This window comes from Paraburkholderia caledonica, assembly GCF_000383275.1.
In the GTDB taxonomy this organism is placed as follows: domain Bacteria; phylum Pseudomonadota; class Gammaproteobacteria; order Burkholderiales; family Burkholderiaceae; genus Paraburkholderia; species Paraburkholderia caledonica.
On record NZ_KB911038.1, the window covers coordinates 147,503 to 172,476 of the forward strand.

Consider the following 24,974-nt stretch of genomic DNA (forward strand, 5'->3'; position numbering starts at 1 on the left):
CGGTCCCGTTGACCGGACGAAGAATGCCGGCTCACGTCAGGCCCAGCATGGGCGCTTGTCCGATGCGTTGCGTCGATCTTTGCTACATTGCTTCGAGCGACGACATTCACTCGAGAGGTCAGAGATGCGAATTCTAGTGGTGGGAGCGGGGGCGGTAGGCGGCTACTTCGGCGGACGACTCGCAGCGGCAGGACAGGACGTCACGTTCCTCGTGCGCGCGGGCCGGGCGGACAGGCTTCAGCGCGACGGACTGGTGATCAGGAGCCCGCGCGGCGATCTCACTCAGCACGACGTCAAAACGATTCTGGCCGGTGTGAACGCCGAGCCGTTCGATCTCGTGCTCCTAAGCTGCAAGGCATACAGCCTCGACGACGCAATCGATTCATTTGCTCCGCTCGTGGGCGAATCAACGCTAATTTTGCCGATGCTCAACGGCATGCGCCATATCGACGTGCTCACGGAGAAATTCGGCGAAGCGCGAGTGCTCGGCGGCCAATGCGTGATTGCGGCCACGCTCAACGCGGACCAGCAGATCGTGCACCTGAACGAGATGCATGCGGTTACGTTCGGGGAACTGGCGGGCGGCGTATCGGAACGTGTACAAGCCATTGCCGATGCAATGGCCGGCGCGAACTTCGACGTCACCGTTAGCGAGAACATCCTGTTGCGCATGTGGGAAAAGTGGGTGTTCCTCGCCACGCTGGCGGCGAGCACGTGTCTGATGCGCGGTTCGATTGGCGACATACTGTCCGCGCCCGACGGCAAGCGCGTCATTGAAGGCCTGCTCGGCGAGTGTCGCGCGGTTGCGGAACAGAACAGCTTCACCATGGCGCCAGACTTCGATGCGCGCGCAACGCAAACGCTCTTCACACCGTCGCCGCTCACGGCGTCCATGTTGCGCGACGTGGAAAATCACTCGCACACTGAGGCGGATCACATACTCGGCGATCTGATCTCGCGCGGCGGCGAAGCGCAAAACGGCGACCACGCTTTGACGTTGTTGCGCATCGCGTATAGCCATCTGAAGACGTATGAAGCGAGGCAGACGCGCACGTCGTAAGTCTTGGGTCGCAAGTCGCGAGTCGTGTGACCGGAGGTTGCCGTAACCGCTCAATGACCGGAGGCGAACATGCCGGCTCCAATCGGATCAGTGCCCGCGCTCAGCGCGGCGTCGGCTACGATTTTCTCGATCGGTATCGCGTTCCTCGGCTACTGGGGAATGTATGAGCCGACCGGGTGGCGTGTTGCCGACATTATTGTGTTCGTACTCGCGCTGATCGGCTTTGGATGCCTCGGGCTTGTACCGTGGATGGCCACGAGCCCCGTGGAGCCGGAGACAAGCGACGTCAGGATACGCATTGCGCGTCATCTGTTTCTTGCTGGCGTCGTGGCAATCTGGCTCGCGGTGGCGATCTCGGTGATCTTCTGAGCCGCCACCCACATGACGTAAAAACGCGCGCCCCGCAGCACGGTGGCGCGCGTTTCATTCAGGCGAAGCGGGAAGCCTAGCGTTCGATCTGCCGGTTCCAGCGCGTGTCCCATTGCGCACGGTGCGCATTGATAGTGTCCCAGTCCACCACCGTGACTTTGCGTACGAGGTCTTCCACGTTGCCGAGGCTTTGCTGCATCGGCGGCGTCATTTTCGCGAGACGGTTGGTCGGAATCTGGCGGCCGGCTTCAGCGGCTTTTGTCTGCGCCGGCGCGGACAGCAGGAACTGCGCGAGCTTTTGTGCAAGTTGCGGATCGGGGTTGTTATTGACCACGCACAGATCGACGAGCAGCAGCACGGGACCTTCCTTCGGATTCACATAGCCGACCGGAATTCCTTTATCGGCCAGATCGCCAACTGCGGTGGGCGTCAGCGGAAAGAGGCCGGCCTCGCCGGTTTGCACCATTTCCGAAATCTTCGCCGAGTTCGGCACGTACTCCACGACGTTGGGGCCAACCGTGCTGGCCCATTTCGTGAAGCCAGGTTCGACGTTCTGCTCGGTGCCGCCCATCAAACGGTTGATCGCGAGGAAACCGTGCAGGCCAAACGTGCTGCTCGAGGCGGATTGGAACACCACCTTGCCCTTGTATTTCGGATCGGCGAAATCCATCCATGACGTAGGCGGCGCCCAGCCTTTTTCAGCGAACAGCTTCTTGTTGTACGCAATACCGGTCATGCCGAGTTGCACGCCCGCGCCCATGTCGTCCTTCATACGCGCGAACGGATAGAGTTCTTTGAGCACCGGCGAGTCGTCGAGCTTTTTGCATACGCCCATGCTGACGGCGCGCGCCATCACGCCGTCGTCGAGAAACACTACGTGAATCTGCGGACTCGCCTTGTTTGCGAGCAGCTTAGCGAGAATATCCGACGACGTGCCCGGCACCACAACTACTTTCACATTGTTCGCTTTCTCGAAGTCGGGCAGCACCTGACTCGTGTACGCCTTTTCCATCGGACCGCCATTCATGCCGATGTAGATCGTCTTCGTTTGCGACCATGCGGGTGCTGCCGCGCCGAATGCGCACAATGCGGCCAATGCCGCGATCGTCCTGAACAATTTCATTGAAGGCTCCTGAGTTTCACAAACGTGATCTAAGCGACGGATGAAGTAGCAAGCTGTGCAAAGCGGCCAATCGAAAAAGCGTCGAGAGGCGTGGCCGTGGTGCCGTCGATAACGAGATCGGCGAGCACCTCGCCAACTCCGGGCGCGAGCAGAAAGCCCCCGCCCGAAAAGCCGAATGCATGCAACAGACGCGGCACTGCGCGGCTCGGCCCGATGATCGGATTGCTGTCGGGCGTCTCGCCTTCCACACCGCTCCATGTGCGAATCAGTAGCGCCTCGCGCAACGCGGGCAGCAGCGCGCACGCGTCGCGCATGACGGCCCGCGTGGTTTCCGTCGACGGTTGACCGTATTCGCCGTCGCCATGCCCGCGTCCGCCGCCGATCACGCAATTGCCGCGCGCCACTTGCCGCGCATAGATGCCGCCGCCATACACGCCCAGATTGTGCGTGATGAAAAGCGGCAGCGGCTCGGTGACCCACATGTTCGGATAGATCGGCTTCATCGGCGCGCTTTCGCCGAAGTAGCCCGCCACCGTATTCGCCCACGCGCCGGCGGAATTGATGAGCCAGTCCGCGCTGATCTGCGTGTCGCCCGCGCGCATATGGAAGCGCTTGCCGTCGTGATGAATGCCGCTCAATGCGGTCTGCTCGCGCACGTCCGCGCCCGCGGCACGCGCAGCGCGCGCAAATGCAGGCGACACGAGGCGCGGATTCGCGTGTCCGTCGCTCGCGCATAACGATCCTCCGACAGCCGCCGCGCCGAGCCACGGATAGCGCTCGCGAAACTGCGCGCCGCTCAGCAACTGCGCATGGAGTCCGTAGTAGCGCGCCATGTCCGCCCATTGCTGAAGCGCGGCAAGGTCGCTCTCGCTGCGAGCGAGGCGCAAATGTCCCGATACCGTAAATTCGCCGTCGATGCCGATCAGGTCCGGCAAGCGGTCCCAGATACGACGCGCGCGCATGGCGAGCGGCATCTGCTCAACCGGGCGGCCCTGGCAGCGTACGCCGCCGTAATTCACACCGCTCGCCTGCGCGCCGCAAAAGCGCCGCTCGAAGAGGCCCACGCGCAAGCCGCGCCTGGCAAGCGCGAGTGCCGCCGACGAACCGACGAGACCACCGCCCGCGATCGCCACGTCGTAGTGCGGTGCGTCACTCATCGCGGGCCTCCTCTGGGATAGCAGCGACGTCGTCGGCATACATCGCGGGCGACAGCGGGATGGGTTTGACCGGCGGCTGGCTACGCAGGCGGCCAACTGCTTCGAGTGGGCGGCCGGTTTCTTCGGCGAGCATTAGAAGCGCGGCTTCGCCGCACATGCGTCCCTGGCAACGACCCATGCCGACGCGCGTCAGCGCCTTCAGGCGGTTGATCTCGTTCGCTTCGCCGCCGCGGATGCAACGCCGTAACGTGCCCGCATCGACTTCCTCGCAACGACAGACGGTCATGTCGTCGGGCCATTGCGCGGCGCATTTCGGGGGCGGTTCGAATGCCGTCTCAATGCCCGCGCGGAAAACGGCGATATGTTGCAGCTTGCGTTCAATCGATGCGGCATCGAGCATGCCGGGTCCGCGTGGATGTTGGATGCCGAGGTCGTCGAGCAAGGCCAGCGCGGCGCGGCGTCCCGCGAGTTCGGCAGCGTCGGCGCCCGCAATGCCTGCGCCGTCACCCGCCAGATACAGGCCGCTCACGGAGCTGCGCCCGGCAGCGTCGAGTTCGGGCAGCCAGCAACGGTTGAGCGCGTCGAACCGGAAACGGCAACCGGCGAGATCCGCGAGCTGCGTTTCGGGCTTCAAGCCGAAACTGATGCCGACCGCGTCACATGCAATTGATTCGGTAACCGAACTATTTTCGGAGGGGCGCCATTCGATGGCCTCGACATTGCACGTGCCGCGAATGCCAACAAGCTTCACGCCCCGTTCGATACGTATGCGATGCGCGTTGAGCCAGCCGACGTAATACAAACCCTTGGCGAATGTCGCCGGAAGCCGGGCGAGTCTGGAAACGGCCGAAATCTGTTGGCTGAGCGGGCTCGTATCGAGCACGGCCATGACTTGCGCGCCCGCTTTGACGTACTGATATGCGACGAGATACAGCAATGGCCCTGTGCCCGTGAGCACTACGCGCCGGCCGATTGCGCAGCCTTGCGACTTCAAAGCGACCTGGGCCGCGCCGAGTGTATAGACGCCGGGCAAGGTCCAGCCGGGCACAGGCAAGACCCGGTCCGTCGCGCCGCTCGCAATGATCAGATGCGAGAACGGCACACTGATTTCGCGCCCCGCCTGAAGTGTGTCGAGTCGACCGCTTTCGCAAGCCCACGCGAGTGTGTCGGGCCGATAGTCGACGTAAGGCAGGAGCGCTTGCATTGTCGTATGCAACGCGTCGGCTTTGCGCGCCTCGAAGCCGTAGAGCGTTTTCTTCGAGCGCTGGAAGCCGCCATGTTCCGGTGGCTGCCGGTAGATCTGCCCACCCCAGCGCGCATTTTCATCTACCACGATGGGACGCATGCCTGCCGCAACCAGCGTTTCGGCAGCGCGCACGCCGGCCGGTCCGGCGCCGACAATCACAATGCGGCGATCGTCGCTCATTGCGCGTCTCCACTGTGGCTTTTCGCTGCGGCGCTAGCCGGTTCGATACGCGTCCGCACCCGCAGTCCCGGGGTGACGAGCGTCGAGCACGCGCGCAGACGTTTGCCGTCTTCGGTGCGCATCCAGCAGTCCTGGCACGCGCCGATCAGGCAGAAACCGGCGCGCGGCGCACCGCTGAATTCGCTGTCGCGCACGCGGCGCTGTTGCATCAGCACGGCGGTCAGCAATGTATCGCCCTGCAGAGCGGACACTTCCCGGCCGTCGAGATAAAAGTGCAGAGGTTCGCGCCGCGTTTCGGCGATGCGGACGAACTGAGCCTCACCTGTGGGCACTGCGGCGTCGGACGGCGAAGAATTGGACTGCATGAGGGCATGAACAGAAGAAGACATCAGTGCTGGCCGATCAGAATGCGGTTGAGTCCATACACGCGATCGAGCAGCAGCATTGCGCCCGCCGTAATGAAGATCACGAGCGCGGAGACTGAGGCCATCATCGGATCGATGGATTCTGTCGCGTACATATACATGCGAACGGGCAGCGTGACGGTTTGCGGCGACGTTACGAAGATCGACATCGTCAGTTCGTCGAAGCTGTTGATAAAGGCCAGCAGCCAGCCACCGGTTATGCCGGGCAGAATCATCGGCAACGTGATGCGGCGAAACGCGGTCCACGAATCGGCTCCGAGCGAATGCGCCGCGTGTTCCACGCTGCGGTCAAGGCCGCTTACCGAGGCCAGCACGAGCCGCATGACGAACGGCGTAATGATGATCATGTGCGCGAGGATCAACCACGCGAACGAGCCAGTCGCGCCGATCAGCGCGAAAAACCGCAGTAGTGCGATGCCGAGTACAAGACCGGGAATCACCAGCGGCGAGAGCAGCAAGCCGTTCAGAAAAGCACGGCCCGGAAAGCGCGTGCGGCCAATGGCGAGCGCGGCGGGCAGTGCGACGATCAGCGAGAGCGTCGCCGATGCAAACGCGAGCTTCAGGCTGTTGAAAAACGCCGAAATGAAGTCGGGGTAGTTGAGAATCGCGCGAAACCAGCGCAGCGAGACACCGTGCGTGGGCAGCGTGAGCGTTTCGTCGGGCGTGAAGGCGACCAGCACGACGATCACAAGCGGCGCGAGCACGAACGCAATGACGAGCGTGTGGAAAATCAACGCAATGGGACCGTTCTTTCTCATGATGTTTCCGCGCGATGAACCGCTGTGTCAGCCCAGGCTTCTGGTGTATCTGCGTTCCAGAACCCGGTAGTAAGTGAGCATCACGATCAGATTCGCAACCAGCAACAGCAGCGCGATGGTGGCGCCGAGCGGCCAGTTCAGCGAGCCGAGGAACTCGTCGTAGACGGCGGTCGCGGCGACCTTTAGCCGGCGTCCGCCGAGCAGTCCGGGAATCGCGAATGCGCTTGCCGACAAACCGAACACCATCAGGCTGCCCGACAGAATGCCAGGCGTGAGTTGCGGCAACACGATGCGGCGCAGCGTTGTTGCGGGCGACGCCATCAACGACAGCGCTGCGTTCTCCGTTTGCGGATCGAGTTTCTGCAACGCGGTCCACACGGGAATCACCATGAAGGGCAGCATGACGTGCACCAGTGCAATGACGATCGCGAAGGTGGTGTACTCGAGCTTGTAAGGGCCGAGGCCGAAGAGGCCGAACGCCTGATTCACGAGACCGTTGCTGTTGAGCAGCATGCTCCAGCCGAACGCACGCACGACGACCGAGACGAGCAGCGGCGCGAGAATCACCAGCAGAAACATCGAACGATACGGATCGCGCATGCGCGACAGCACATATGCCTCGGGCGTGCCGATCACGACGCACAGCAGCGTGACGAGAAACGCAATGCCGAACGTGCGCAGAAAGATCGTGTGGAAATACGATGAGCCCAGCACTTCCGCGTAATTGCCGAACTGGAACGCGGCGAGCGGGCCGCTTGCCGGATCGAAACGATAGAAGCTCAACACGAGCGTCATCAGAAGCGGCACGAGCACGAGCGCGACGAACAGCAGGAACGCGGGCAGGCACATGAGCCACAGCGGCAAGAATGCGCGCCACGGCGCACGCTTCGCGCCTGCGGATGCGGTCTTGCCGTTCTCCGTTGCAGGCAGCGTGCTATCCATGATGCGCATCCCGCTGGATAAAGCGGATCGCTTCGCTGTTCCAGTCGACGCCGACTGCCGCGCCTTCGGGCAACGGCTCATTGCCTTCGTTCTGGCAGCACACCAGTACTTCGCCGAGCCGGCTGTCGAGACGATACAACCACTGACTACCGAGGAAAAAGCGGCTCGTGACCGTGGCCGGCACACGTCCCGCGTCCGGCGGACAGAGCCGGAGTTTTTCCGGGCGAATGCACAGCGTCACCGCGTCGCCTACGCCGACCACGCGCTCGCGCATCGGCAATTGCGCGGTACGGCCGGTCTCGCACAGATCATGTCCGAGGTCGATGCGGATCGCGTCGCCCTCGCGCGCGACCACCGTGCCCGGCAGCATGTTGGCCTTGCCGATGAACTGCGAGACGAAGCGATTCTCCGGGCGCTCGTACGCCTCGTATGGCGTGTCGATCTGCGTGATGCGGCCGGCTTCCATCACCACCACGCGGTCGCTGATCGACAGCGCCTCTGACTGGTCGTGTGTGACCATGATTGTCGTCGTGCCGATCTTGCGCTGAATGCCGCGCAGTTCGAACTGCATGTCTTCACGCAGCTTGGCGTCGAGATTCGACATCGGTTCATCGAGCAGCAGCACGGGCGGTGCAATCACGATTGCGCGCGCAATCGCCACGCGCTGCCGCTGCCCGCCCGACAACTCGCGCGGGAAGCGGTGCGCGAGCTGATCGAGCCGCACGAGCGACAACGCTTCGCGCACCCGTTCGTTGCGCTCCGCCTTGTCGACATTGCGCATTTCGAGTCCGAAGCCGACGTTCTCCGCCACGCTCATGTGCGGGAAGAGCGCGTAGCTCTGGAACACCACGCCGAGGCCGCGTTTGTTCGGCTTCATATGCGTGATGTCGCGACCGTCGAGCGTGATGCGCCCACGCGTTGTTTCGAGGAAGCCGGCGATCATCTGCAGCGTCGTCGTCTTGCCGCAGCCCGAAGGGCCGAGCAGCGAAACGAACTCGCCTTTTTCCACCGACAGATTGACGTCCGCGACGGCCTGAAGGTCGCCGAACGATTTCGTGACGTCTGTAAGTGTGAGGAACGACATGATGTGGCCTTTAGATGCCTCGATGACGCCGACTCTAGCCAGCCAAATTATGCGGCGTCAATTTGAAATTCCGTTTGCCGATATTTAAATCAGAAACATTCCGCTCAATGGAATGCGCAGGCGGAATGCGGTGGCGAGTGTTTCACTGCGCAGCAGTGGTAAAAACCCTATGGAACCGCGGCGGTGTAGCGAGGCGGGGCGGAAGCCCACGATTCCACGAAGCACGCAAACGCTTTATAGTATTCCGGTGATTGAAATACAAACGAGCCCAAAGAGATGAATGCTGCCGCCAAGCGAGACACCAGAAGCGGGACCGCCGAAACCGCCGAACAGGGCGCGGTGCCCGGCACGGGCATGCTGGAACGCGCTTTTGCCGTGATTCGCGCATTGTCGGAAGCGCAGCCCGACGGCGGTCGCGTCACGCGTCTCGCGAAAGCAGTGGGTTTGACGCAGGCCACCGTGCATCGCATCCTGCACGCGTTGATCGCCGAAGGCATCGTCGAACAGGACGAAAACTCGAAGCTTTATCGCCTCAGCGTGAATTTTTTCGCGCTTGCGGCGCAAGCAGGAAACCCGAGTGGCATGCGCACGTTATGCCGCCCCGCGTTGTTGAGGCTTTGCGCGAGTCTTGGCGACACGATCTTCCTGCTTGTCAAAAGCAGTTTCGACGCGGTGTGTCTCGACATCTGCGAAGGCCCGTTTCCAATCCGCTCGTTCACGGGCGATATTGGCGGGCGCGTGGCGTTGGGCGTGGGGCAGGGCAGTCTCGCGATTCTCGCGTTCCTGCCCGAGGCGGAGCGCGAGGAAATCATCCGCTTCAATGTGCCGCGAATTCGCGGCTACGGAGTGCTGGACGAAGTGTACTTGCGCACCGAGATCGAACGCGTGCGGCAGTTGGGATATGCGGGCCGCAATAGCGGCGTGCTCGACGGCATGGCAGGCGTGGCTGTGCCGATTCTCGACCGCACCGGCGTGGCGGTCGCGGCATTGAGCGTGGGTACGCTCGCGGCGCGTTTGAGCGACGACCGCTTGCCGATGGTCGTCGAACTGCTGCGCCGTCAGGCCGAAGCGATCGGCCCGCAAACCAATCCGTTCGATGTCGCGCTGCGCCGGCCGATGCATGGCTTGTCGCGCGCCATGACCAGTGTGCGCATCGCGGGCTCGGAGCAGGAATAAGCGGCACAGGCGTGCGATTGAAAGGCGTCGCGCGCAAACTGCGCAACGCGACGCCCTTGCATCAAACGAGAACGGTGCGCCTAAAACACCTTCACGGGCACGTTCACGACGAGACGGTATTCCATGTTGTTGCCGTCCGAGTAGTGATAGCTGGCGTTATGCCACATCGCGATGAAGGTGACCTTGGTGTCCTTGAAGCGGCCGCTTTGCAGCGTATAGCTCGGAATAAAACCGAACTCGTGATGATGGCCGTGCACCGGCTCTCCGTTCTTCCAGTAGAGATCGTGCAGCGCGGCTGACGGCGACGCGTTTTCCGCAGCACCCGCCGACCCATCTGCGCCCCAGCCATACGCGCCCCAGAACATCGCCTTCAGCCCCGGCACGCCCGCGTATTTTCCGTCGAATGTATAGCGCAGTTGCAGCGACTGTTCATGCGGCGCGTTGTAGTCGACGTCCATCGAGTTCGTCAGGTAGATGCCGTTGGTTTCGTTCACGTAGTCGAAGAACTGGTCGCCGAGTACTTGCTGATAACCGAGCAGCAGCGCGTGCGGGCCGTGTTGCGCGGACACGGACACGCTGTATGCGTTGCTGTTGATGTGCCCCTGACGCGACGCGCCTGTGTCGTGCGTCGAGTAGATGTTGGCGAGCCCGCTCCATTTGATCGTGGTCGGATCGCCGAACGACTGCGCGACCGAGCCGTAGTACTGGCGCCAGACGTCGTCGGCCTGATCGACGTACAGAGCCATCTCGCCGTTCTTCGCATAGTGCCAGGTGCCGCCGAGATAGGTCACGCGGTCGATTCGCGTGCCGCCATACGAGGTGGTCAGATTGCTCAGATTCGTGTGACCGCGTGCATCGACCTTGGTGAAGCTGCCGGCTTCGAGCGTAGTGTGAGCAAGATCGTTGCTGACGAGCGAAACGCCAAGAAAGGTCGGCGGCAGCGCGCGGTTGTCGTGCGGTTCGAGAAACGGGTTCGTCACGTCTTGCAGACCGTATTTCACGACCGTTTCCGAAATGCGTCCTTTGATGTCGTACATGCCCGGGTACGCCCACGCGAGTTGTTGCGACCCGCCGCCGCTTTTCCCGACGTGCACCATGTTGCCCGCGCCGTTGCCGCCGTCGAGCTTCAGCGCCGCGAACAGCGACGCGTCGACGCCAAAGCCGATCAGACCTTGCGTAAAGCCGGATTCATAGTTGACCTGCATGCCTTGCACCCACGCATGACGGTAAGTCGTGGGTGGCGCCTGGAAGTAGTCGGAGTAATTGCGGAATTGCAGGTTCAGGTGGCTATCCGCGATGAAGCCCTGGCTTGCGGCCTGGCTCGATGGCGGCGTGGGCGGCGTGACGATTTGCGAGGCCTCGGCGTTGACGATCGCGTTCGTCGTGTCAGGCTGATCGTTCCGGATCTGACCGCCCTGGTCCGCGCGGCGCTTGTTCGCAGGCTGAGCCTGAGACACCTGCGCGGGCGACGACAACGTTTGCGCGGCAGGCGGAACGATAGCCGGGCTGGTCGAGGGCTGCGCTATGGCGTCGTCGGCATACGCATTCGCGGCAACGGCCATGGCGGGGAGGGTAATTGCACAGCAAAGCGCGGCAGTGAGTCCGGACTTTTTTGACCGGTTTTTTGTTGGGTTATGTTTCATTGGGAATGTCTCGACAGTTGTTATTGAAACTCTGGCTGGCGCTTAGCCAGTCCTTGCTAATCGCTCGTCATGCTGATGACATGACGAGCGAATCCCACGGCGTGGCATCAACGCCGCGCCGGTGAATGTGGGGCCGCTGGTTAAAACGTCCGGAACCTAATCGTTGCTAACGCGGATGCACGCCACTCGTGTCGAGTTCGCGCCGTGCGTCACGGGTTGCGGAATCTGAGCCGCACAAGCGTCGATCGCATCCGGACACCGTGTGCGAAACGCGCAGCCCGACGGTGGGCTCAGCGGCGAAGCGATTTCGCCGCGCAACAGCAGATGGCGGCGCGCTCGCTCGATCGCCGGATCGGGCACCGGCACAGCGGACAGCAAAGCGCGCGTGTATGGATGACGCGGCGTGCCGTACACATCGCGCTTGTCGCCGAACTCCATCACGCGCCCCAGGTACATCACGAGCACGCGGTGACTGATTGCCTTGACCACCGCGAGATCGTGCGCGACGAACAGCAGCGACAGCGACAACTCCCGTTGCAGATCTCGCAACAGATTGACGATCTGCGCCTGGATCGACACGTCGAGTGCGGACACCGGTTCGTCGCAGATCACCAGTTGCGGCTCGCCGATCAACGCGCGCGCAATGCCCACGCGTTGACACTGGCCACCCGAGAACTCATGCGGATAGCGGCGCAGATGCTGCGCGTTCAGGCCGACCCGCTCCAGCATGGTCAGTACGCGGCGCTGCACGTCGGCGCGCGCGATGTCCTTGCCGTGCGTGAGCAACGGTTCGGCGACGATCTGTTCGATCGTCATGCGTGGATCCAGCGATGCGAGCGGGTCCTGGAAAATCATTTGCACGTCGCGGCGCGCGTTGGGCAATACGGTTTCATTGCCGAGCCAACGCACACTGCCGCTTGCGACTGGCGCGAGCCCGATGATCGCGCGCGCGAGTGTCGACTTGCCGCAACCGGATTCGCCGACAAGGCCGATCGTCTCACCGCGTCGCACGTTGAACGACACGCCGTCCACGGCTCGCAATGTCGTCTTGCCTGACCACGGGTAGCCACCGCGTGGCACACCGAATTGCACCTTGAGTTGTTCGACTGAGAGCAAGGTCGTTGCTTCGCCGCTTGCGATGGAAGTCGCGTTCATACGTGTTGTGCCTCGAGTATTTCTCCGACCGGACGGTGGCAGGCGCGCAGTGCTTGCGGATCGCCGTCCGCTGCAACGAGCGCCGGACGCGACTGGCGGCACTGATCGCTGCAGTACGCACAGCGCGGCGCGAATGCGCAACCTGCGCCGACTTCGCCAGGCAGCGGCGGATTGCCGGGAATGGTTTGCAACGGACGGTCGTCGTCAGAGCTGTCGGTGAGACGCGGCAATGCGTTGAGCAGCCCGCGCGTGTACGGATGCGTGGGCGCGGCAAAAAGCGATGCGGCACTCGCCTGTTCGACGGTCTGGCCGGCGTACATCACCATTACGTCGTCGCAGAGGCCCGCGACGACGCCCATGTCGTGCGTGATCAGAATGATCGCCGTGCCCCGCTCGCGATTCAGTTCGCGCAGCAACTCGATGATCTGCGCCTGCACGGTTACGTCGAGCGCGGTGGTGGGTTCGTCGGCGATCAGGATTTCGGGCTCGGACAGCAGCGCCATTGCGATCATCACGCGTTGCCGCATGCCGCCGGAAAACTCATGCGGATACATGCCGATGCGGCGTGCGGAATCGGGAATGCGCACCGTTTCGAGCGTTTCGATCGCACGGCGGCGCGCGTCGCGGCGCGACATCTTGCGATGCAGTTGCAGCGTTTCGGTCATCTGCCGTTCGATCGTCAGGAACGGATTGAGCGAGGTCATCGGGTCCTGAAAGATCATGCCGATGCGATCGCCGCGGATTTTGTTCAGTGCCGCTTCGTTCATCGCAAGCAGGTTTTCGCCGCGATAGAGCGCTTCGCCGGAAACGTTGCCGTTGCCCGCGAGGAGACCCAGCAAGGCCATGACCGTCTGGCTCTTGCCCGATCCGGACTCGCCGACAATGCCGAGGGTGCGGCCTGGTTCGAGCGAAAACGACACGCGTTGCACCGCGTCGACGGGTGCGCCTTCGCGGCGCGTGAAGCGCACGCTCAGGTCTTTGACTTCGAGTAGCGGCATGTCAGCGGTCCTTCGGATCGAAAGCGTCGCGCAAACCGTCGCCGACAAAATTCACGCAATAGAGCGTCACGCACAGCATCACGGCCGGGCATAGCAGAAGCCAGGGCATGGATTCCAGCTTCTGCGCGCCGTCCTGAATCAGCACGCCCCAGCTTGTCATCGGCTCCTGCACGCCGAGACCGAGGAACGACAGAACCGACTCCGTCAGCACGATGTTGGGCACGGTCACACTGGCGTACACCACCACGACGCCGAACAGGTTCGGCACGATATGACGCACGATGATCGACCGCGAACTCACGCCGATGGCCTTAGCCGCGTCGATGAACTCGCGCGAGCGCAGCGACAGCGTCTGGCCGCGCACCACGCGCGCCATGTCGAGCCACGAAAACGCGCTGATGGTCAGCACGACGAGATAGAACGCGCGGCCGAACATCGTCATCATCAGAATCGCGATCAGCATGTAGGGAATCGCGTACATCATGTCGACGATGCGCATCATCACCGCATCGACGCGGCCGCCGAGATAACCCGCGGTCGCGCCATATGCAACGCCGATCAGTCCCGACACGAGCGTGCCGAGCAAGCCGACTTCGAGCGAGACGCGCCCGCCTTGCAGCGTGCGCGCGAGCAGGTCGCGGCCGAGCTCGTCGGTGCCGAACCAGTGCATGTTTTGCAGCGTGGGCGGCAGACTGATCGCGGACCAGTCGCTGTCGATAGGGCCGTTGGGCAGCAGCCACGGACCGGCCACGCATGCGATCACGATCAGCAACAGCACGGCAAAACCGGTGAACGCCGCGCGGTTGCGCACGAAGCGCGCGGCGGCGGTAGCGAGCGGCCCGCGCGAGCGGGGGGCGCTGGCAATGGCCGCGAGCGGATCGGGCGCCGCGGCAGTCGATTGAATGGAGCGGCCCATGATCAGTACCGGATACGCGGGTCGAGCCACGCATACGCGAGGTCGACCAGCAGATTGAAAAGCACTGCAACGGCGGTCGTCAGCACGACGAGGCCGAGCACGAGCGTGTAATCGCGATTGATCGCGCCGTTCACCACCAGTTGGCCGAGCCCCGGCAGTGCGAATACCGACTCGGTCACGACAGCTGCCGTGATCGACGAAATACAGACCGAGCCGAGCAGCGACACGACAGGCATGAGCGCCGGCTTGAGCGCGTGACGCAACACGATCGTGCGGCCCGGCAAGCCTTTCGCGCGAGCCGTGCGAATGAAGTTGCCCGACAGCACTTCGATCATGCTGCCGCGCATTACCCGCGCTATTGCAGCCACGTTGATGAACGTGAGCAGCACGATCGGCAGCACGCGATAGCGCCATTCACCCTCGCCCCAGCCGCCCGCAGGCAGCCACCCGTGACCTTCCGAAGTCTTCAGCAGGATCGCGAAGATCCAGACGAGCACAGGCCCCAGCACGAACGGCGGCACGACGTTGCCGATATTGCCGAGCACCATCACCGCGTGATCGACGAAACGGTCGCGGCGCACCGCGGCCAGCGTGCCTAGCGTGACGCCGATCACGACTGCAATCGGCACCGACACGCCGCCCACGCCGAGGCTCACCGGCAACGCTTTCCACACCAGGTCGTTGACCGACCAGTCGGCGTAGCGGAACGACGGCCCGAGATCGCCGTGCAGCAGCGAACCGAGGTAGTGGAAGTACTGCAGCCACAAGGGTTCGTCGAGGTGATACCTGGCGTTGAGATTCGCGAGCACGGCCGCCGAGAGTTGCTTCTCGGTGTCGAATGGCCCGCCCGGCGTGAGATGCAGCAGCAGATAGCACGCGGTGATGACGGCGAGAATCGTCGGGATCGCCCAGAGCGTGCGGCGCAGCGTATAGGCCAGCATGTCGATGCTCCGCGCTTAGTGCTTGATCAGATACATGTCTTGTGTGGCGCGCTGGTCGACGTAGTTGGTCGACGTATAGCCGCCCACGTACGGCTTCACGAGCCGCACCGCCGAGTACTGGAAGAGCGGCACCATCGGGTAGTCGTTCATCGCCGTGTCATGCGCCTTCGTGAGAAGCTCGGTGCGCTTCGCGTCGTCGAGTTGCTGGTTGGCTTCGTCGACGATCTTGTCCACTTGCGGATTGCAGTAGCGCTGATCGTTCTGCACGCTATTGCAGCGGATCAGGTCGAAGTACGACATCGCGTCGTTGTAATCGACGAACCAGCCGTCGCGCGAGGCCTGCACCTTGCCGTCATGCCGCTGCTTGAGCAGCACCTTGTATTCGACGTTTTCGAGCTTCGTGTTCACGCCGAGCTTGGTGCGCCATTCAGACGTCGCGAAAAGCGCGACCTTCTTGTGCAGGTCGTTCGTGTTGTACGTCAGCGTGAAAGTAAGCGGCTTCGCGTCGGAATAGCCGGCGCTCTTCAGCAGATTGCGTGCGTAGTCGACGCGCTTTGCCATCGGCCAGCCTGCCCAGTCCGGCTTGAAGACAGCCGCGCCTTGCGTACCCTTGGAGATGAGGCCGTACATCGGCAACTCGCCGTCGGCGGTCAGACGCTGCGTCAGCAGGTCGCGGTCGAGCACCATCGAAAGCGCCTGACGCACGCGCTTGTCCTTGAAGATCGGATCTTCGTTGTTCAGGCTGTAGTAGTAGGTGGCGATCTGCAGCCCGGTCTTGAGCTCGGGGCCAAACTGCTTGCTCACTTGTGCATAGATGCCCGACGGAATCGAATACGTGTAATCGAACTGGCCGGCCTGGTACATGCGCATGGCCGTTTCATCGTTTTCGATCGGCAAATAGGTCACTTTCGTGATCACGACCTTGCTCGCGTTCCAATAGGTCTTGCTCTTCGCGCCGACGAGACGGTTGTTGGGTTGCCAGTCGGCGAGCATGTAAGGACCGTTGCCGACGAAGTTGCCCGGCCGCGTCCACTCGTTTCCAAACCGGGCCACGACGTCGCGATTGACCGGCGCCATGGTCGGCATCGCGGCAAGCTGCGGGAAGAAGGCCGCGGGCACTTCAGTGGTGACTTCGATCGTGTATGGATCGACGGCTCGCGCGCCGAGGCTCGCGAGCGGCGCCTTACCCGCGAGAATTGCCTTCGCGTTCTTCACGAATTCGACCAGCACCGTGTATTTAGAGCCTGTCTTCGGATCGAGCACGCGTTGCCATGCGTAAATGAAGTCTGCCGCTGTGACCGGCTGGCCGTTGCTCCAGCGCGCGTCGTGGCGCAGCTTGAAGACCCACGTGTCGGGCCCGGTGCGCGTCCACGATTGCGCGACGCCCGGGACGACCGCGCCGGCCGCGTCGATGCGCGTGAGGCCTTCGAACATGTCGAGCGCAATGGTGTTGCCTGTCCACGATTCGATATGAGCGGGGTCGAGCGATTCGGTTTCCGCCGGCACCTGGCGGGTGATCTCCTGGCTGGCGGCGAGCGTGACGCCGGGCGGCACCGTGACGGCAAACGCGGACGAGGTAAATGTAAGGACGAGCGCACTCAGCGCCGTCGCATAGGCAAACGGGGTTTTCATCGGTTCAGAATCGCAGGAAAGGTCGAGAGAGAAACGCGCTGACGCGGGAGCGCCCGGCTATCTGTCTTATTCGGGCCTGGGCGGCCCTTGTTGTTTGTCCGACATGCAGGAATCCTTACATTTGGTAATGCAGGCTGTCCCTGCCGGATGAACCGGAAAAGGAGCCCGCTTCTTTAAAACAGTCTCGGGGTGCCGACCCAGACGACCACCGACTCCACGCGAGCGGTGTTCACCCAGCTGTGCGGCACCGTCGATTCGTAATGCGCGCTGTCTCCTGCGCGCAGCACAAACGTCTTGCCTTCCAGCGTCAACGACACTTCGCCGTCGATCACATACATGAACTCTTCACCGGCATGCGTCGTGACTTCCGAGCGCTTTTGCCCCGGCGGCATTCTCACGAGGATCGCCTCGAGCTGACGGCCGCCCGTCACATTGGTCAATCGGGCGAACAGATTGGCCGAGTCCGCGAAACCGAAAAACTTCAGCTGATCGCCGCGGCTCACCGACCGCTCTTCGCTAGGCGTGTCGACGAAATACTGAACCGTCACTCCGAGCGCGTGAGCGATGCCGGCAAGCGACGTGATGGAGGGCGACGCCAAACCTCTCTCCACCTGCGACAAAAACGGCTTGGAAATTCCCGCCGCGGTTGCCGTGTCGTCCAGCGTTCGCTTGAGTCGTTGCCGCAACGCGCGGATCTTGCTGCCTATTTCGAGTGCCGCATTGCTCTTATGAATTGTCGTGACCATAGCAGGAGGAAATTAGCCCGTCAAAATTTGTTTGATATATGCAAATATGGTTTGATGACGCCTTGGCGGGACTGCGGGCCTGGAGCCCCGCCTGGATACGCGCCACATTTTTCGAGACAGCACGCTATGTTGCCAGAAGCCACACGACCTCCGGCCAATTTGACCGATAAGGCCGAGGAAACCGGGCGTCTCTTCCGCCAGGTTAGCGCGAGGCTTCGGCGCTGTGCATGGCTATGCAAACTGGATTTCAAGACGTTAACGGCATGACACGAAGGACAGTCTTTCGCACACGCGCGCAACCGCGCGGCCGAATCGATGCCGCTCTCCAATCCCTAAGTATGGGCTGGCGAGATGCATCCCCCACCGCCGGGACCGACAACTCATGAACGCCGGACCGCTCTCCGCAATTCGATTTTTCGCGGCGGCTCGCAAGTCCTTGCCACCGCACACAACTGTTTCAAGCAAGAGGTAGATGATGGAATCATCCAGACGCGCTGGTGCGCATATTTCGCAGACGCGTTCTTTTTCGACCGTCTTTCTGATCGAGATGTGGGAACGTTTCGGCTACTACGGCATGGCCGCGCTGCTCGTGCTGTTCATGATCGACAAGCTTCACTTTGCGGACAGCCACGCGACTCTCACGTGGGGCGCCTTCACCGCGCTCGTCTATGCGTCGCCGTCGATTGGCGGCTGGATTGGCGACTCCATTCTGGGCGCGCGCCGCACGATGATTTTCGGTGCCGTAGTGCTGGCCGCGGGCTATCTGATGCTGGCGCTGCCCAACGACCAGCTTGCGTTCATGTACGCGTCGCTTGGCGTGATCGTCGTGGGTAACGGCCTTTTCAAGGCGAACGCGGCGAATCTCGTGCGGCGCATCTATGAAGGGGACGACGCGCGCATCGACAGCGCGTTCACGATCTACTACATGGCGGTCAATATCGGCTCGACGGTTTCCATGCTCGCCACGCCGTGGATCAAGGACCATTGGGGCTGGCACACGGCCTTCGGCGTCTGCTGCGCGGGCATGCTGTTGTCCGTGGCGAACTACTTCGTGATGTTCCGCACATTGGCGCATATCGGCTCGGCCCCGGACGCCGAACCGGTACGCTGGCGGCGCGTCGGCGCGGTCGCAGTCGGCGGCGTCGCGCTGGGCGTGGCGACCATGTTCGTGTTGCAGCACAAGGCGATCGCAGTCGCCTGCGTGTATGCAGCGGGCGCCGCGATTCTGGCTATTTTTGGCTACATGCTGCTTAAGTGCGAACGCTCGGAGCGCGCAGGTCTCGTGGCTGCGCTGATCCTCACCGCTCAGGTGATCCTGTTCTTCGTGTTCTATGTGCAGATGTCCACGTCGCTCACGCTGTTCGCGCTGCGCAACGTCGATCCGCGGTTCTCGCTGTTCGGCGCGACGCTCTTTACCTGGAGCGCGGCGCAATTTCAGGCGCTCAATCCCATCTGGATCATGCTGTTGAGCCCGTTGCTTGCGCTGCTTTATACGCGGCTCGCGAAAAGCGGCAACGACGTCCCGGTCGCAGTGAAATACGCGTTCGGCTTCGCGGTGGTGGCGGCCGGCTTCTTCGTCTATGCGGCAAGCGGTCACTCGGCTGTCAATGGACGCGTGTCGTCGTGGTTCATGGTCGGCGGCTACGGGTTGTATTCGCTCGGCGAACTGCTCGTGAGTGGTCTCGGCCTCGCGATGATCGCCCGCTACGTACCCGCTCGTATGGGCGGCTTCATGATGGGCGCGTACTTCGTAGCGACAGGTGTGTCGCAGTATCTGGGCAGCGTGGTCGCGAATTTCGCGCAGATGCCGGCCGGCGACATGGACCCGCTCGTGTCATTGCCGCTTTATACGAAGCTCTTCACCGGTCTCGGCTGGCTTGCCGCCGCCGGTGCGCTCGTCGCGGTACTGCTGTTGCCGCTGATGCGCAAGCTCTCGCGTGAACATCAGCGATCCGGCGACGAGACGCGCGACCGCGCAAGGCAATCTGCTGCGGCCGGCAGCGCGGTGACGGAATAAGCGCGGTTCGCCGGAACGCGGTGGACGCAGTTTGCGGCTGCCGTCTTGCTGCCGTCTTGCCTCGCCGAAGTATCATGGCGCGGACATTTCAGGTAGCCGGTCAAATGGAAATCCACATCGCCGTAGAAGGGCATCACGACCTGTCCGGACAGATTTATCGCCAGTTGCGAGCCGGCATACTCGAAGGGCGTCTTGCCGGCGGCACGCGGCTGCCGTCGACGCGCGATCTCGCGTCGCAGTTGGGCGTGTCGCGCAAGACAACGCTCGACGTGTTCGAGCGGCTTCTTTCGGAAGGCTATCTCACCGCGCGAGCCGGTTCGGGAACGTTCGTCGCCGACGGTCTCGAGCGCTTGCCGGTGGAGCGCTCGCCGCATGCGCGCGTGGCAGACTCGTCGCGTGAACGTGCGAAGGGCAGGCGGGACGCCGCGCGCGCACAACCGCTGTGGGAGCAGATGCCCGACAGCTTGCCGGTGCCGCGGCCATCGGTGGCGTCGCCGTACGATTTCATAGGCGGTGCCACCGACAAGACGCTGTTTCCATTCGACGTCTGGCGCCGCTGCGTGAATCATGCGTTGCGTACGCAAGCGCGCGGACAGGGAACGTATCGCGACGCAGCCGGCGAACAGGAGTTGCGTCTGGCGATCGCGCGCTATCTCGCGTTCAATCGGGCGGTGTCGAGCAACTGGGAAGAGGTGATCGTCACGCAAGGCGCGCAGCACGCGCTCGACCTGCTCGCGCGCGTGACGCTCGGTCCCGGCGAAGTCGCCGCCATCGAAGATCCCGGTTATCCGCCGGCGCATGCGTGTTTCGAGGCGACCGGTGCGCGCGTGGCGCATGTGCCCGTCGACCGTGAAGGTTTGATCGTCGGCAAACTGCCGGACAATGCGCGGCTTGTCTACGTGACGCCGTCGCATCAGTTTCCGCTGGGTATGCCGATGAGTCTCGAGCGTCGTGTCGAGCTCCTCGAATGGGCGCAGAAACGCGGCGCGGTGATCATCGAAGACGATTACGACTGCGAGTACCGTTTCGAAGGCCGGCCGATGGAGCCGTTGAAAAGCCTCGATCGCGCCGGCCTGGTCGCATACGTGGGCACGTTTTCGAAAACTATCTTTCCGGAGTTGCGGGTCGGCTACGTGGTGCCGCCCGCTTCGCTTTACGGGCCGCTTTACAAGGCGCGTCAGATTGCGGATTGGCACGGCTGCACGCTCACGCAAACCGCGCTGGCGTCGTTCATGCTCAACGGCGACTTCGCCAAGCACTTGCGGCGCATGCACAAGACGTACGCGGCGCGGCGCGCACGACTGCTCGAACATCTGCAAGGCGGGCTTTCACCGTGGTTCGAGCCGATCGTGCCGACGGCAGGCATTCATATAGCGGCGCGCCTGCGAGCGCCGCTGACGGAGCAGGCCGTGGTGACGGCGGCGCGCGAGGCGTCGATCGGTCTGTACGGACTCGCGCCGTTTTATCAGCGCGCCAAACCGCAGGCCGGTCTGATTTTCGGCTACGGCAACATCGCCGAGCCACATATCGATACGTCGCTCGGGAAACTTGCGGGCATCCTCGCGTGCCTCGCTTCGTCGCCTGGCAACTGAGACGTCCGATGCGACGCGATGGCGTTGCATGGATTCGCGTGGCGCGGCCAATGCGGAGTTACCCGAAGCGCCGGTTGCCGGTCGCTTCGCGAATCGAAGACAAGGCCAATGCCGTCCAGCGAACGTCGAGACGCGGTGCCCGCAGCGCCAAAAATGACCGGGCGATGGCACGTCTCGATCCATCGCGCCGTGCAGAATGTGCCGCTATACATGCACTGAAACCGCTTGTAACGCACGTTACGTGTCCGTGTTGAAGGAGCCGCCGAAGCAGTTTAGCCCTTGAAACAAGGATCAAAATGTGTCGCGCAGTCTGCGCCGCGCAACAAACCTGCGCTGTTATACATAAAAGAGTCGCGCAAATCGCATCAGCGCTTGTAGAATCCGGCGTTGAAGCGTGCACATACCGTATGCGCTTCGTGCAATTCACTGACCACAACAGGTAGGAGAAACATGCCGACTTCCGCAAAAAAGGTGGCCAAGAAGGCTGCTGCCCCGGTACCGACCAAGAAGGTTGCTGCAAAGAAAGTCCCTGCGAAGAAAGCTCCCGCAGCTAAGAAGGTCGCCGTGAAGGCGTCCAGCGCACCGTCGCCGATCAAGGACACCTTCACGAAGGCCTCGCTGGCTGCACACGTTGCTGAACGCGCCGCTGTGGAACCGAAGGCTGCGAAGGCTGTTCTGGCCGCACTCGAAGACACGATCCTCGGCGCTGTTCACAAGAAGGGCGCTGGCGAATTCACGCTGTCGGGTCTTCTGAAGATCGTCGTGCAAGCTGTGCCGGCCAAGAAAAAGCGCTTCGGCAAAGACCCGTTCTCGGGCGAAGAGCGCTGGTTCCCGGCAAAGCCGGCTAGCGTGCGCATCAAGGCACGCCCGCTGAAGAAGCTGAAGGACGCTGCAGCAGGCTAATTGCGCATCGCGCCTCGCCCAGGCGGTTGACCACGTTCGCGTTGGTTGACCTCCGCGGCTCACGCACTGCAATTCCGCACTGCAAGTCGTATGAATCCCCGTGAATGAAAATTCACGGGGATTTTTTTGCGCCCATGTTTGCGCTCGTTCTTGCGCTCTTAATGCGCGCCGCAGGTCCCAAAAGCGCGATGCGGTGCATCCGCCATTCGCGCGTGCACTGTACTAGCGCATCGTGTGCTGCCGCAGTACGATGACAGCGAGACCCTTTGCCCCGCTATGCGCTGTTCGTGTGCACGTCTGCGGTTTCATGCGCTAAAAGCCGAATGGCATAGCGCTTGCTTGAACGAATATCGAACACCGAATGCGCAGCGCATTCGCCTTCTATCCGACAACAAGAGCGGGGCGTGACATGCGATGCTATGACGAGATGCGTCATCATGACGATGCCGTGCGGCCACACTACGCGCGCTTCGAACGGTGGCTCTCGAAGCAGGGAAACGAAGCGATCGCACGCAAGCGTGCCGAAGCGGACCTGCTGTTTCGCCGGGTCGGTATTACGTTTGCGGTGAACGGCGACCTGTCGGGAACCGAGCGGCTGATTCCCTTCGACCTGATTCCACGCATCATTCCGCGCGACGAATGGAAGACGCTCGAAGCGGGTCTACGTCAGCGGGTTAGGGCGCTCAATCTGTTCATCCACGACGTGTACCACGATCGCAAAATCGTGCGCGCGGGCATCGTGCCCGCTGAGCAGGTTTATACCAACGCGCAATATCGGCCGGAAATGCAGGGTGTGAATGTGCCGCTCGGTGTTTACGCGCATATTGCCGGTGTCGACGTGGTGCGCGCTGGCGACGAGGGCGAGTTCTACGTGCTCGAAGACAATCTGCGGGTGCCGTCGGGTGTGTCGTACATGCTCGAAAATCGCAAGATGATGATGCGGCTTTTCCCCGAGCTATTCGTACAGAACCGCATTGCGCCGGTCGCGCATTATCCCGATCTGCTGCTCGATACGCTGCGCTCGGTAGCGCCCGAAGGCGTCGACGATCCGGTCGTGGTGGTACTCACGCCGGGCATGTACAACTCCGCGTATTTCGAGCACACGTTCCTCGCGCAGCAGATGGGTGTCGAGCTGGTGGAAGGCAAAGATCTTTTCGTCGACGACAACTATGTGTTCATGCGCACCACGCAGGGACCCAAGCGTGTGGACGTGATCTATCGTCGCGTGGACGACGATTTTCTCGACCCGCTCGCGTTCCGTAACGATTCGGCGCTGGGCGTGCCGGGCCTCCTGACTGCGTATCGCGCGGGACGGGTCGCGCTCGCGAACGCGATGGGCACCGGCATCGCCGACGACAAATCGATCTATCCGTACGTGCCGGAAATGATCGAGTTCTATCTGGGCGAGAAGCCGATTCTGAACAACGTTCCCACGTTCCAGTGCCGCAAGCCCGACGATCTGGCTTACACGCTTGCGCATCTGCCGGAACTGGTCGTGAAAGAGGTGCATGGCGCGGGCGGCTACGGGATGCTTGTCGGACCTGCTTCGACGAAGGCCGAGATCGAAGCGTTCCGCGAGCGTCTGATCGCGCGGCCGGCGGGCTATATCGCTCAGCCCACGCTGGCGCTGTCTGCGTGCCCCACGTTCGTCGAAGCCGGCATCGCGCCGCGCCACATCGATCTGCGTCCGTTCGTGCTGTCAGGCAAGACCGTCACGATGGTCGCGGGCGGACTCACTCGCGTCGCGTTGCAGGAAGGCTCACTCGTCGTCAATTCGTCGCAGGGAGGCGGGACCAAGGACACGTGGATGGTCGACTGACGCAGTTGCCGCGCGGTTGCAACCACCGCGCCCGCAACCCAGCGCGCCGGGGCGTTTATCACTAAGCCGCCGGCGCATACGGATAACCAGCGCGAGCTTTCACTTCATCGAGCTTCGCGTCATCAGATACGGAACGCCGTCATGTTAAGCCGCACCGCCGATCACCTTTTCTGGATGGCCCGCTACATGGAGCGCGCGGAGAACACCGCCCGCATGCTCGATATCAATCTGAAGGCGCTTTTGCTGCCGCAGACGCCCGATCAGGAGGCGCGCGCACAACGTTCGGTGCTGCGCATTTCCGAACTGGAAACAGCGTTCGCACAACGCTACGACGAGCCGACTCGCGAACACGTGCTCGACTTCATGGTGGCGGACGCGAACAACCCCTCGAGTATTCACTCGTGCCTGCAGGCGGCGCGCGAAAACGCGCGTGCTGTTCGCGGTACGTTGACGACCGAATGGTGGGAGACCATCAACGATACGTGGCTCGAATTCAACGAGCGCATTTCATCTGGCCAGGCGGCTGCCAATCCCGGCGCGTTGTTCGAATGGGTGAAGTTCCGCTCGCATCTTTCGCGCGGCGTGACGATCGGCACGGCGCTGCAGGACGACGCGTTTTTCTTCACGCAGTTGGGTACTTTCCTCGAACGCGCCGACAACACCGCGCGAATTCTCGACGTGCGCTTTGCCGACGTCGAACCGAATTCACGCGACGCCGCGCGCCAGCTCGAAGACTTCTACTACTGGACTTCGATCCTGAGTTCTGTGTCCGCGCTGGAAATTTACCGCAAGGTGTATCGCGACGTCGTCACGCCAGCCCGTGTGGTCGAGCTGATGATCCTGAACCAGCAGATGCCGCGTTCGCTGCTGGCTTCGCTCGAAGGCGTCTGCGCGAATCTGGCGATGCTGCGAACGTCCGGCTCGAACCAGTGCGAGCGTTTCGCCGGCAAGCTGCGCGCCGAACTGCTGTACTCCGACATCCGGCAGATTTTCGAAGCCGGCCTGCACGCCTACCTGACCCAGTTCCTCGCTCGCGTGTTCGAGCTGGGCAATCTCGTCGCGCGTACTTATCTCATGCTGCCAGTCGCCTGA

22 protein-coding genes are annotated in these 24,974 nt (G+C 62.4%); 8 read left to right on the top strand and 14 right to left on the bottom strand.

What is annotated here, in order from left to right; all coding sequences use genetic code 11:
- Positions 1–124 precede the first annotated feature (124 nt).
- A complete protein-coding gene (gene panE / locus H281_RS0116060) occupies positions 125–1,060 on the top strand; it encodes a 2-dehydropantoate 2-reductase (RefSeq protein ID WP_020068153.1) in 936 nt (311 codons plus the stop codon).
- A gap of 69 nt (positions 1,061–1,129) precedes the next feature.
- Entirely contained in the window at positions 1,130–1,429 is a 300-nt protein-coding gene (locus H281_RS0116065) for a hypothetical protein (RefSeq protein ID WP_020068154.1), read from the top strand.
- A 76-nt stretch (positions 1,430–1,505) separates the two neighbouring features.
- Here the strand turns inward: H281_RS0116065 and H281_RS0116070 are convergent, their stop codons facing one another.
- Genes H281_RS0116070 through H281_RS0116100 form a run of 7 tightly spaced genes read right to left on the bottom strand, consistent with a single transcriptional unit; the run spans position 1,506 to position 8,344 of the window.
- A complete protein-coding gene (locus H281_RS0116070) occupies positions 1,506–2,552 on the bottom strand; it encodes an ABC transporter substrate-binding protein (RefSeq protein ID WP_020068155.1) in 1,047 nt (348 codons plus the stop codon).
- A gap of 29 nt (positions 2,553–2,581) precedes the next feature.
- Positions 2,582–3,709, bottom strand: coding sequence for an NAD(P)/FAD-dependent oxidoreductase (locus H281_RS0116075; RefSeq protein ID WP_020068156.1), 1,128 nt, complete (start codon positions 3,707–3,709; stop codon positions 2,582–2,584).
- Positions 3,702–5,135 carry an FAD/NAD(P)-dependent oxidoreductase gene (locus H281_RS0116080; RefSeq protein ID WP_020068157.1) on the bottom strand — a complete coding sequence of 478 codons (1,434 nt, stop codon included), beginning with the start codon at positions 5,133–5,135 and terminating at the stop codon, positions 3,702–3,704. Before H281_RS0116080 ends, H281_RS0116075 begins: the two co-directional genes overlap by 8 nt.
- Positions 5,132–5,500: a (2Fe-2S)-binding protein gene (locus H281_RS0116085; protein WP_020068158.1), complete on the bottom strand. Its 369-nt coding sequence runs from the start codon at positions 5,498–5,500 to the stop codon at positions 5,132–5,134. The genes H281_RS0116080 and H281_RS0116085 overlap by 4 nt, the downstream gene beginning before the upstream one ends.
- Before the next feature lie 23 nt (positions 5,501–5,523).
- Positions 5,524–6,318 (bottom strand): ABC transporter permease, encoded by a 795-nt coding sequence (locus tag H281_RS0116090; protein WP_020068159.1) that lies wholly within the window; start codon positions 6,316–6,318, stop codon positions 5,524–5,526.
- 27 nt (positions 6,319–6,345) lie between these two features.
- Positions 6,346–7,260: an ABC transporter permease gene (locus H281_RS0116095; RefSeq protein WP_027804653.1), complete on the bottom strand. Its 915-nt coding sequence runs from the start codon at positions 7,258–7,260 to the stop codon at positions 6,346–6,348.
- The gene (locus H281_RS0116100; protein ID WP_020068161.1) at positions 7,253–8,344 is read right to left on the bottom strand and encodes an ABC transporter ATP-binding protein; all 1,092 of its coding nucleotides are present in this window, start codon (positions 8,342–8,344) and stop codon (positions 7,253–7,255) included. Before H281_RS0116100 ends, H281_RS0116095 begins: the two co-directional genes overlap by 8 nt.
- A gap of 276 nt (positions 8,345–8,620) precedes the next feature.
- On the opposite strand from H281_RS0116100, the gene H281_RS0116105 reads away from it, so the two are divergent.
- Positions 8,621–9,520, top strand: coding sequence for an IclR family transcriptional regulator (locus H281_RS0116105; RefSeq protein WP_020068162.1), 900 nt, complete (start codon positions 8,621–8,623; stop codon positions 9,518–9,520).
- Between the two features lie 80 nt (positions 9,521–9,600).
- Here the strand turns inward: H281_RS0116105 and H281_RS0116110 are convergent, their stop codons facing one another.
- From H281_RS0116110 to H281_RS0116140, 7 genes are all read right to left on the bottom strand, one after another.
- On the bottom strand, positions 9,601–11,163 hold the full coding sequence (locus H281_RS0116110) for an OprD family outer membrane porin (RefSeq protein WP_027804654.1): 1,563 nt from the start codon (positions 11,161–11,163) through the stop codon (positions 9,601–9,603).
- 156 nt (positions 11,164–11,319) lie between these two features.
- Entirely contained in the window at positions 11,320–12,318 is a 999-nt protein-coding gene (locus H281_RS0116115) for an ABC transporter ATP-binding protein (protein ID WP_020068164.1), read from the bottom strand.
- Positions 12,315–13,316 (bottom strand): ABC transporter ATP-binding protein, encoded by a 1,002-nt coding sequence (locus H281_RS0116120; RefSeq protein ID WP_020068165.1) that lies wholly within the window; start codon positions 13,314–13,316, stop codon positions 12,315–12,317. The genes H281_RS0116115 and H281_RS0116120 overlap by 4 nt, the downstream gene beginning before the upstream one ends.
- Before the next feature lies 1 nt (position 13,317).
- Positions 13,318–14,232 (bottom strand): ABC transporter permease, encoded by a 915-nt coding sequence (locus H281_RS0116125; protein ID WP_020068166.1) that lies wholly within the window; start codon positions 14,230–14,232, stop codon positions 13,318–13,320.
- Between the two features lie 2 nt (positions 14,233–14,234).
- Complete coding sequence (locus tag H281_RS0116130) at positions 14,235–15,173, bottom strand: ABC transporter permease subunit (protein ID WP_020068167.1); 939 nt, start codon at positions 15,171–15,173, stop codon at positions 14,235–14,237.
- Positions 15,174–15,188: 15 nt separating this feature from the next.
- Entirely contained in the window at positions 15,189–16,805 is a 1,617-nt protein-coding gene (locus H281_RS0116135; RefSeq protein ID WP_020068168.1) for a peptide ABC transporter substrate-binding protein, read from the bottom strand.
- Positions 16,806–16,978: 173 nt separating this feature from the next.
- Positions 16,979–17,551, bottom strand: coding sequence for a cupin domain-containing protein (locus H281_RS0116140; RefSeq protein ID WP_020068169.1), 573 nt, complete (start codon positions 17,549–17,551; stop codon positions 16,979–16,981).
- Between the two features lie 475 nt (positions 17,552–18,026).
- On the opposite strand from H281_RS0116140, the gene H281_RS0116145 reads away from it, so the two are divergent.
- The 5 genes from H281_RS0116145 to H281_RS0116165 all read left to right on the top strand — a co-directional run bounded on the left by H281_RS0116145 (position 18,027) and on the right by H281_RS0116165 (position 24,974).
- Positions 18,027–19,568 carry a peptide MFS transporter gene (locus tag H281_RS0116145; protein ID WP_027804656.1) on the top strand — a complete coding sequence of 514 codons (1,542 nt, stop codon included), beginning with the start codon at positions 18,027–18,029 and terminating at the stop codon, positions 19,566–19,568.
- Positions 19,569–19,672: 104 nt separating this feature from the next.
- Positions 19,673–21,160, top strand: coding sequence for a MocR-like pyridoxine biosynthesis transcription factor PdxR (gene pdxR / locus H281_RS0116150; RefSeq protein ID WP_020068171.1), 1,488 nt, complete (start codon positions 19,673–19,675; stop codon positions 21,158–21,160).
- Between the two features lie 450 nt (positions 21,161–21,610).
- Entirely contained in the window at positions 21,611–22,063 is a 453-nt protein-coding gene (locus tag H281_RS0116155; protein ID WP_020068172.1) for an HU family DNA-binding protein, read from the top strand.
- A 409-nt stretch (positions 22,064–22,472) separates the two neighbouring features.
- Entirely contained in the window at positions 22,473–23,882 is a 1,410-nt protein-coding gene (locus H281_RS0116160; protein ID WP_027777539.1) for a circularly permuted type 2 ATP-grasp protein, read from the top strand.
- Between the two features lie 141 nt (positions 23,883–24,023).
- Positions 24,024–24,974, top strand: coding sequence for an alpha-E domain-containing protein (locus H281_RS0116165; protein ID WP_020068174.1), 951 nt, complete (start codon positions 24,024–24,026; stop codon positions 24,972–24,974).

What these genes read in the sequence shown, in the direction of transcription:
- panE (WP_020068153.1), top strand. Translation starts at nt 125, where the DNA reads ATGCGAATTCTAGTGGTGGGAGCGGGGGCGGTAGGCGGCTACTTCGGC.
- H281_RS0116065 (WP_020068154.1), top strand. Translation starts at nt 1,130, where the DNA reads ATGCCGGCTCCAATCGGATCAGTGCCCGCGCTCAGCGCGGCGTCGGCT.
- H281_RS0116070 (WP_020068155.1), bottom strand. Translation starts at nt 2,552, where the DNA reads ATGAAATTGTTCAGGACGATCGCGGCATTGGCCGCATTGTGCGCATTC.
- H281_RS0116075 (WP_020068156.1), bottom strand. Translation starts at nt 3,709, where the DNA reads ATGAGTGACGCACCGCACTACGACGTGGCGATCGCGGGCGGTGGTCTC.
- H281_RS0116080 (WP_020068157.1), bottom strand. Translation starts at nt 5,135, where the DNA reads ATGAGCGACGATCGCCGCATTGTGATTGTCGGCGCCGGACCGGCCGGC.
- H281_RS0116085 (WP_020068158.1), bottom strand. Translation starts at nt 5,500, where the DNA reads ATGCAGTCCAATTCTTCGCCGTCCGACGCCGCAGTGCCCACAGGTGAG.
- H281_RS0116090 (WP_020068159.1), bottom strand. Translation starts at nt 6,318, where the DNA reads ATGAGAAAGAACGGTCCCATTGCGTTGATTTTCCACACGCTCGTCATT.
- H281_RS0116095 (WP_027804653.1), bottom strand. Translation starts at nt 7,260, where the DNA reads ATGGATAGCACGCTGCCTGCAACGGAGAACGGCAAGACCGCATCCGCA.
- H281_RS0116100 (WP_020068161.1), bottom strand. Translation starts at nt 8,344, where the DNA reads ATGTCGTTCCTCACACTTACAGACGTCACGAAATCGTTCGGCGACCTT.
- H281_RS0116105 (WP_020068162.1), top strand. Translation starts at nt 8,621, where the DNA reads ATGAATGCTGCCGCCAAGCGAGACACCAGAAGCGGGACCGCCGAAACC.
- H281_RS0116110 (WP_027804654.1), bottom strand. Translation starts at nt 11,163, where the DNA reads ATGAAACATAACCCAACAAAAAACCGGTCAAAAAAGTCCGGACTCACT.
- H281_RS0116115 (WP_020068164.1), bottom strand. Translation starts at nt 12,318, where the DNA reads ATGAACGCGACTTCCATCGCAAGCGGCGAAGCAACGACCTTGCTCTCA.
- H281_RS0116120 (WP_020068165.1), bottom strand. Translation starts at nt 13,316, where the DNA reads ATGCCGCTACTCGAAGTCAAAGACCTGAGCGTGCGCTTCACGCGCCGC.
- H281_RS0116125 (WP_020068166.1), bottom strand. Translation starts at nt 14,232, where the DNA reads ATGGGCCGCTCCATTCAATCGACTGCCGCGGCGCCCGATCCGCTCGCG.
- H281_RS0116130 (WP_020068167.1), bottom strand. Translation starts at nt 15,173, where the DNA reads ATGCTGGCCTATACGCTGCGCCGCACGCTCTGGGCGATCCCGACGATT.
- H281_RS0116135 (WP_020068168.1), bottom strand. Translation starts at nt 16,805, where the DNA reads ATGAAAACCCCGTTTGCCTATGCGACGGCGCTGAGTGCGCTCGTCCTT.
- H281_RS0116140 (WP_020068169.1), bottom strand. Translation starts at nt 17,551, where the DNA reads ATGGTCACGACAATTCATAAGAGCAATGCGGCACTCGAAATAGGCAGC.
- H281_RS0116145 (WP_027804656.1), top strand. Translation starts at nt 18,027, where the DNA reads ATGGAATCATCCAGACGCGCTGGTGCGCATATTTCGCAGACGCGTTCT.
- pdxR (WP_020068171.1), top strand. Translation starts at nt 19,673, where the DNA reads ATGGAAATCCACATCGCCGTAGAAGGGCATCACGACCTGTCCGGACAG.
- H281_RS0116155 (WP_020068172.1), top strand. Translation starts at nt 21,611, where the DNA reads ATGCCGACTTCCGCAAAAAAGGTGGCCAAGAAGGCTGCTGCCCCGGTA.
- H281_RS0116160 (WP_027777539.1), top strand. Translation starts at nt 22,473, where the DNA reads ATGCGATGCTATGACGAGATGCGTCATCATGACGATGCCGTGCGGCCA.
- H281_RS0116165 (WP_020068174.1), top strand. Translation starts at nt 24,024, where the DNA reads ATGTTAAGCCGCACCGCCGATCACCTTTTCTGGATGGCCCGCTACATG.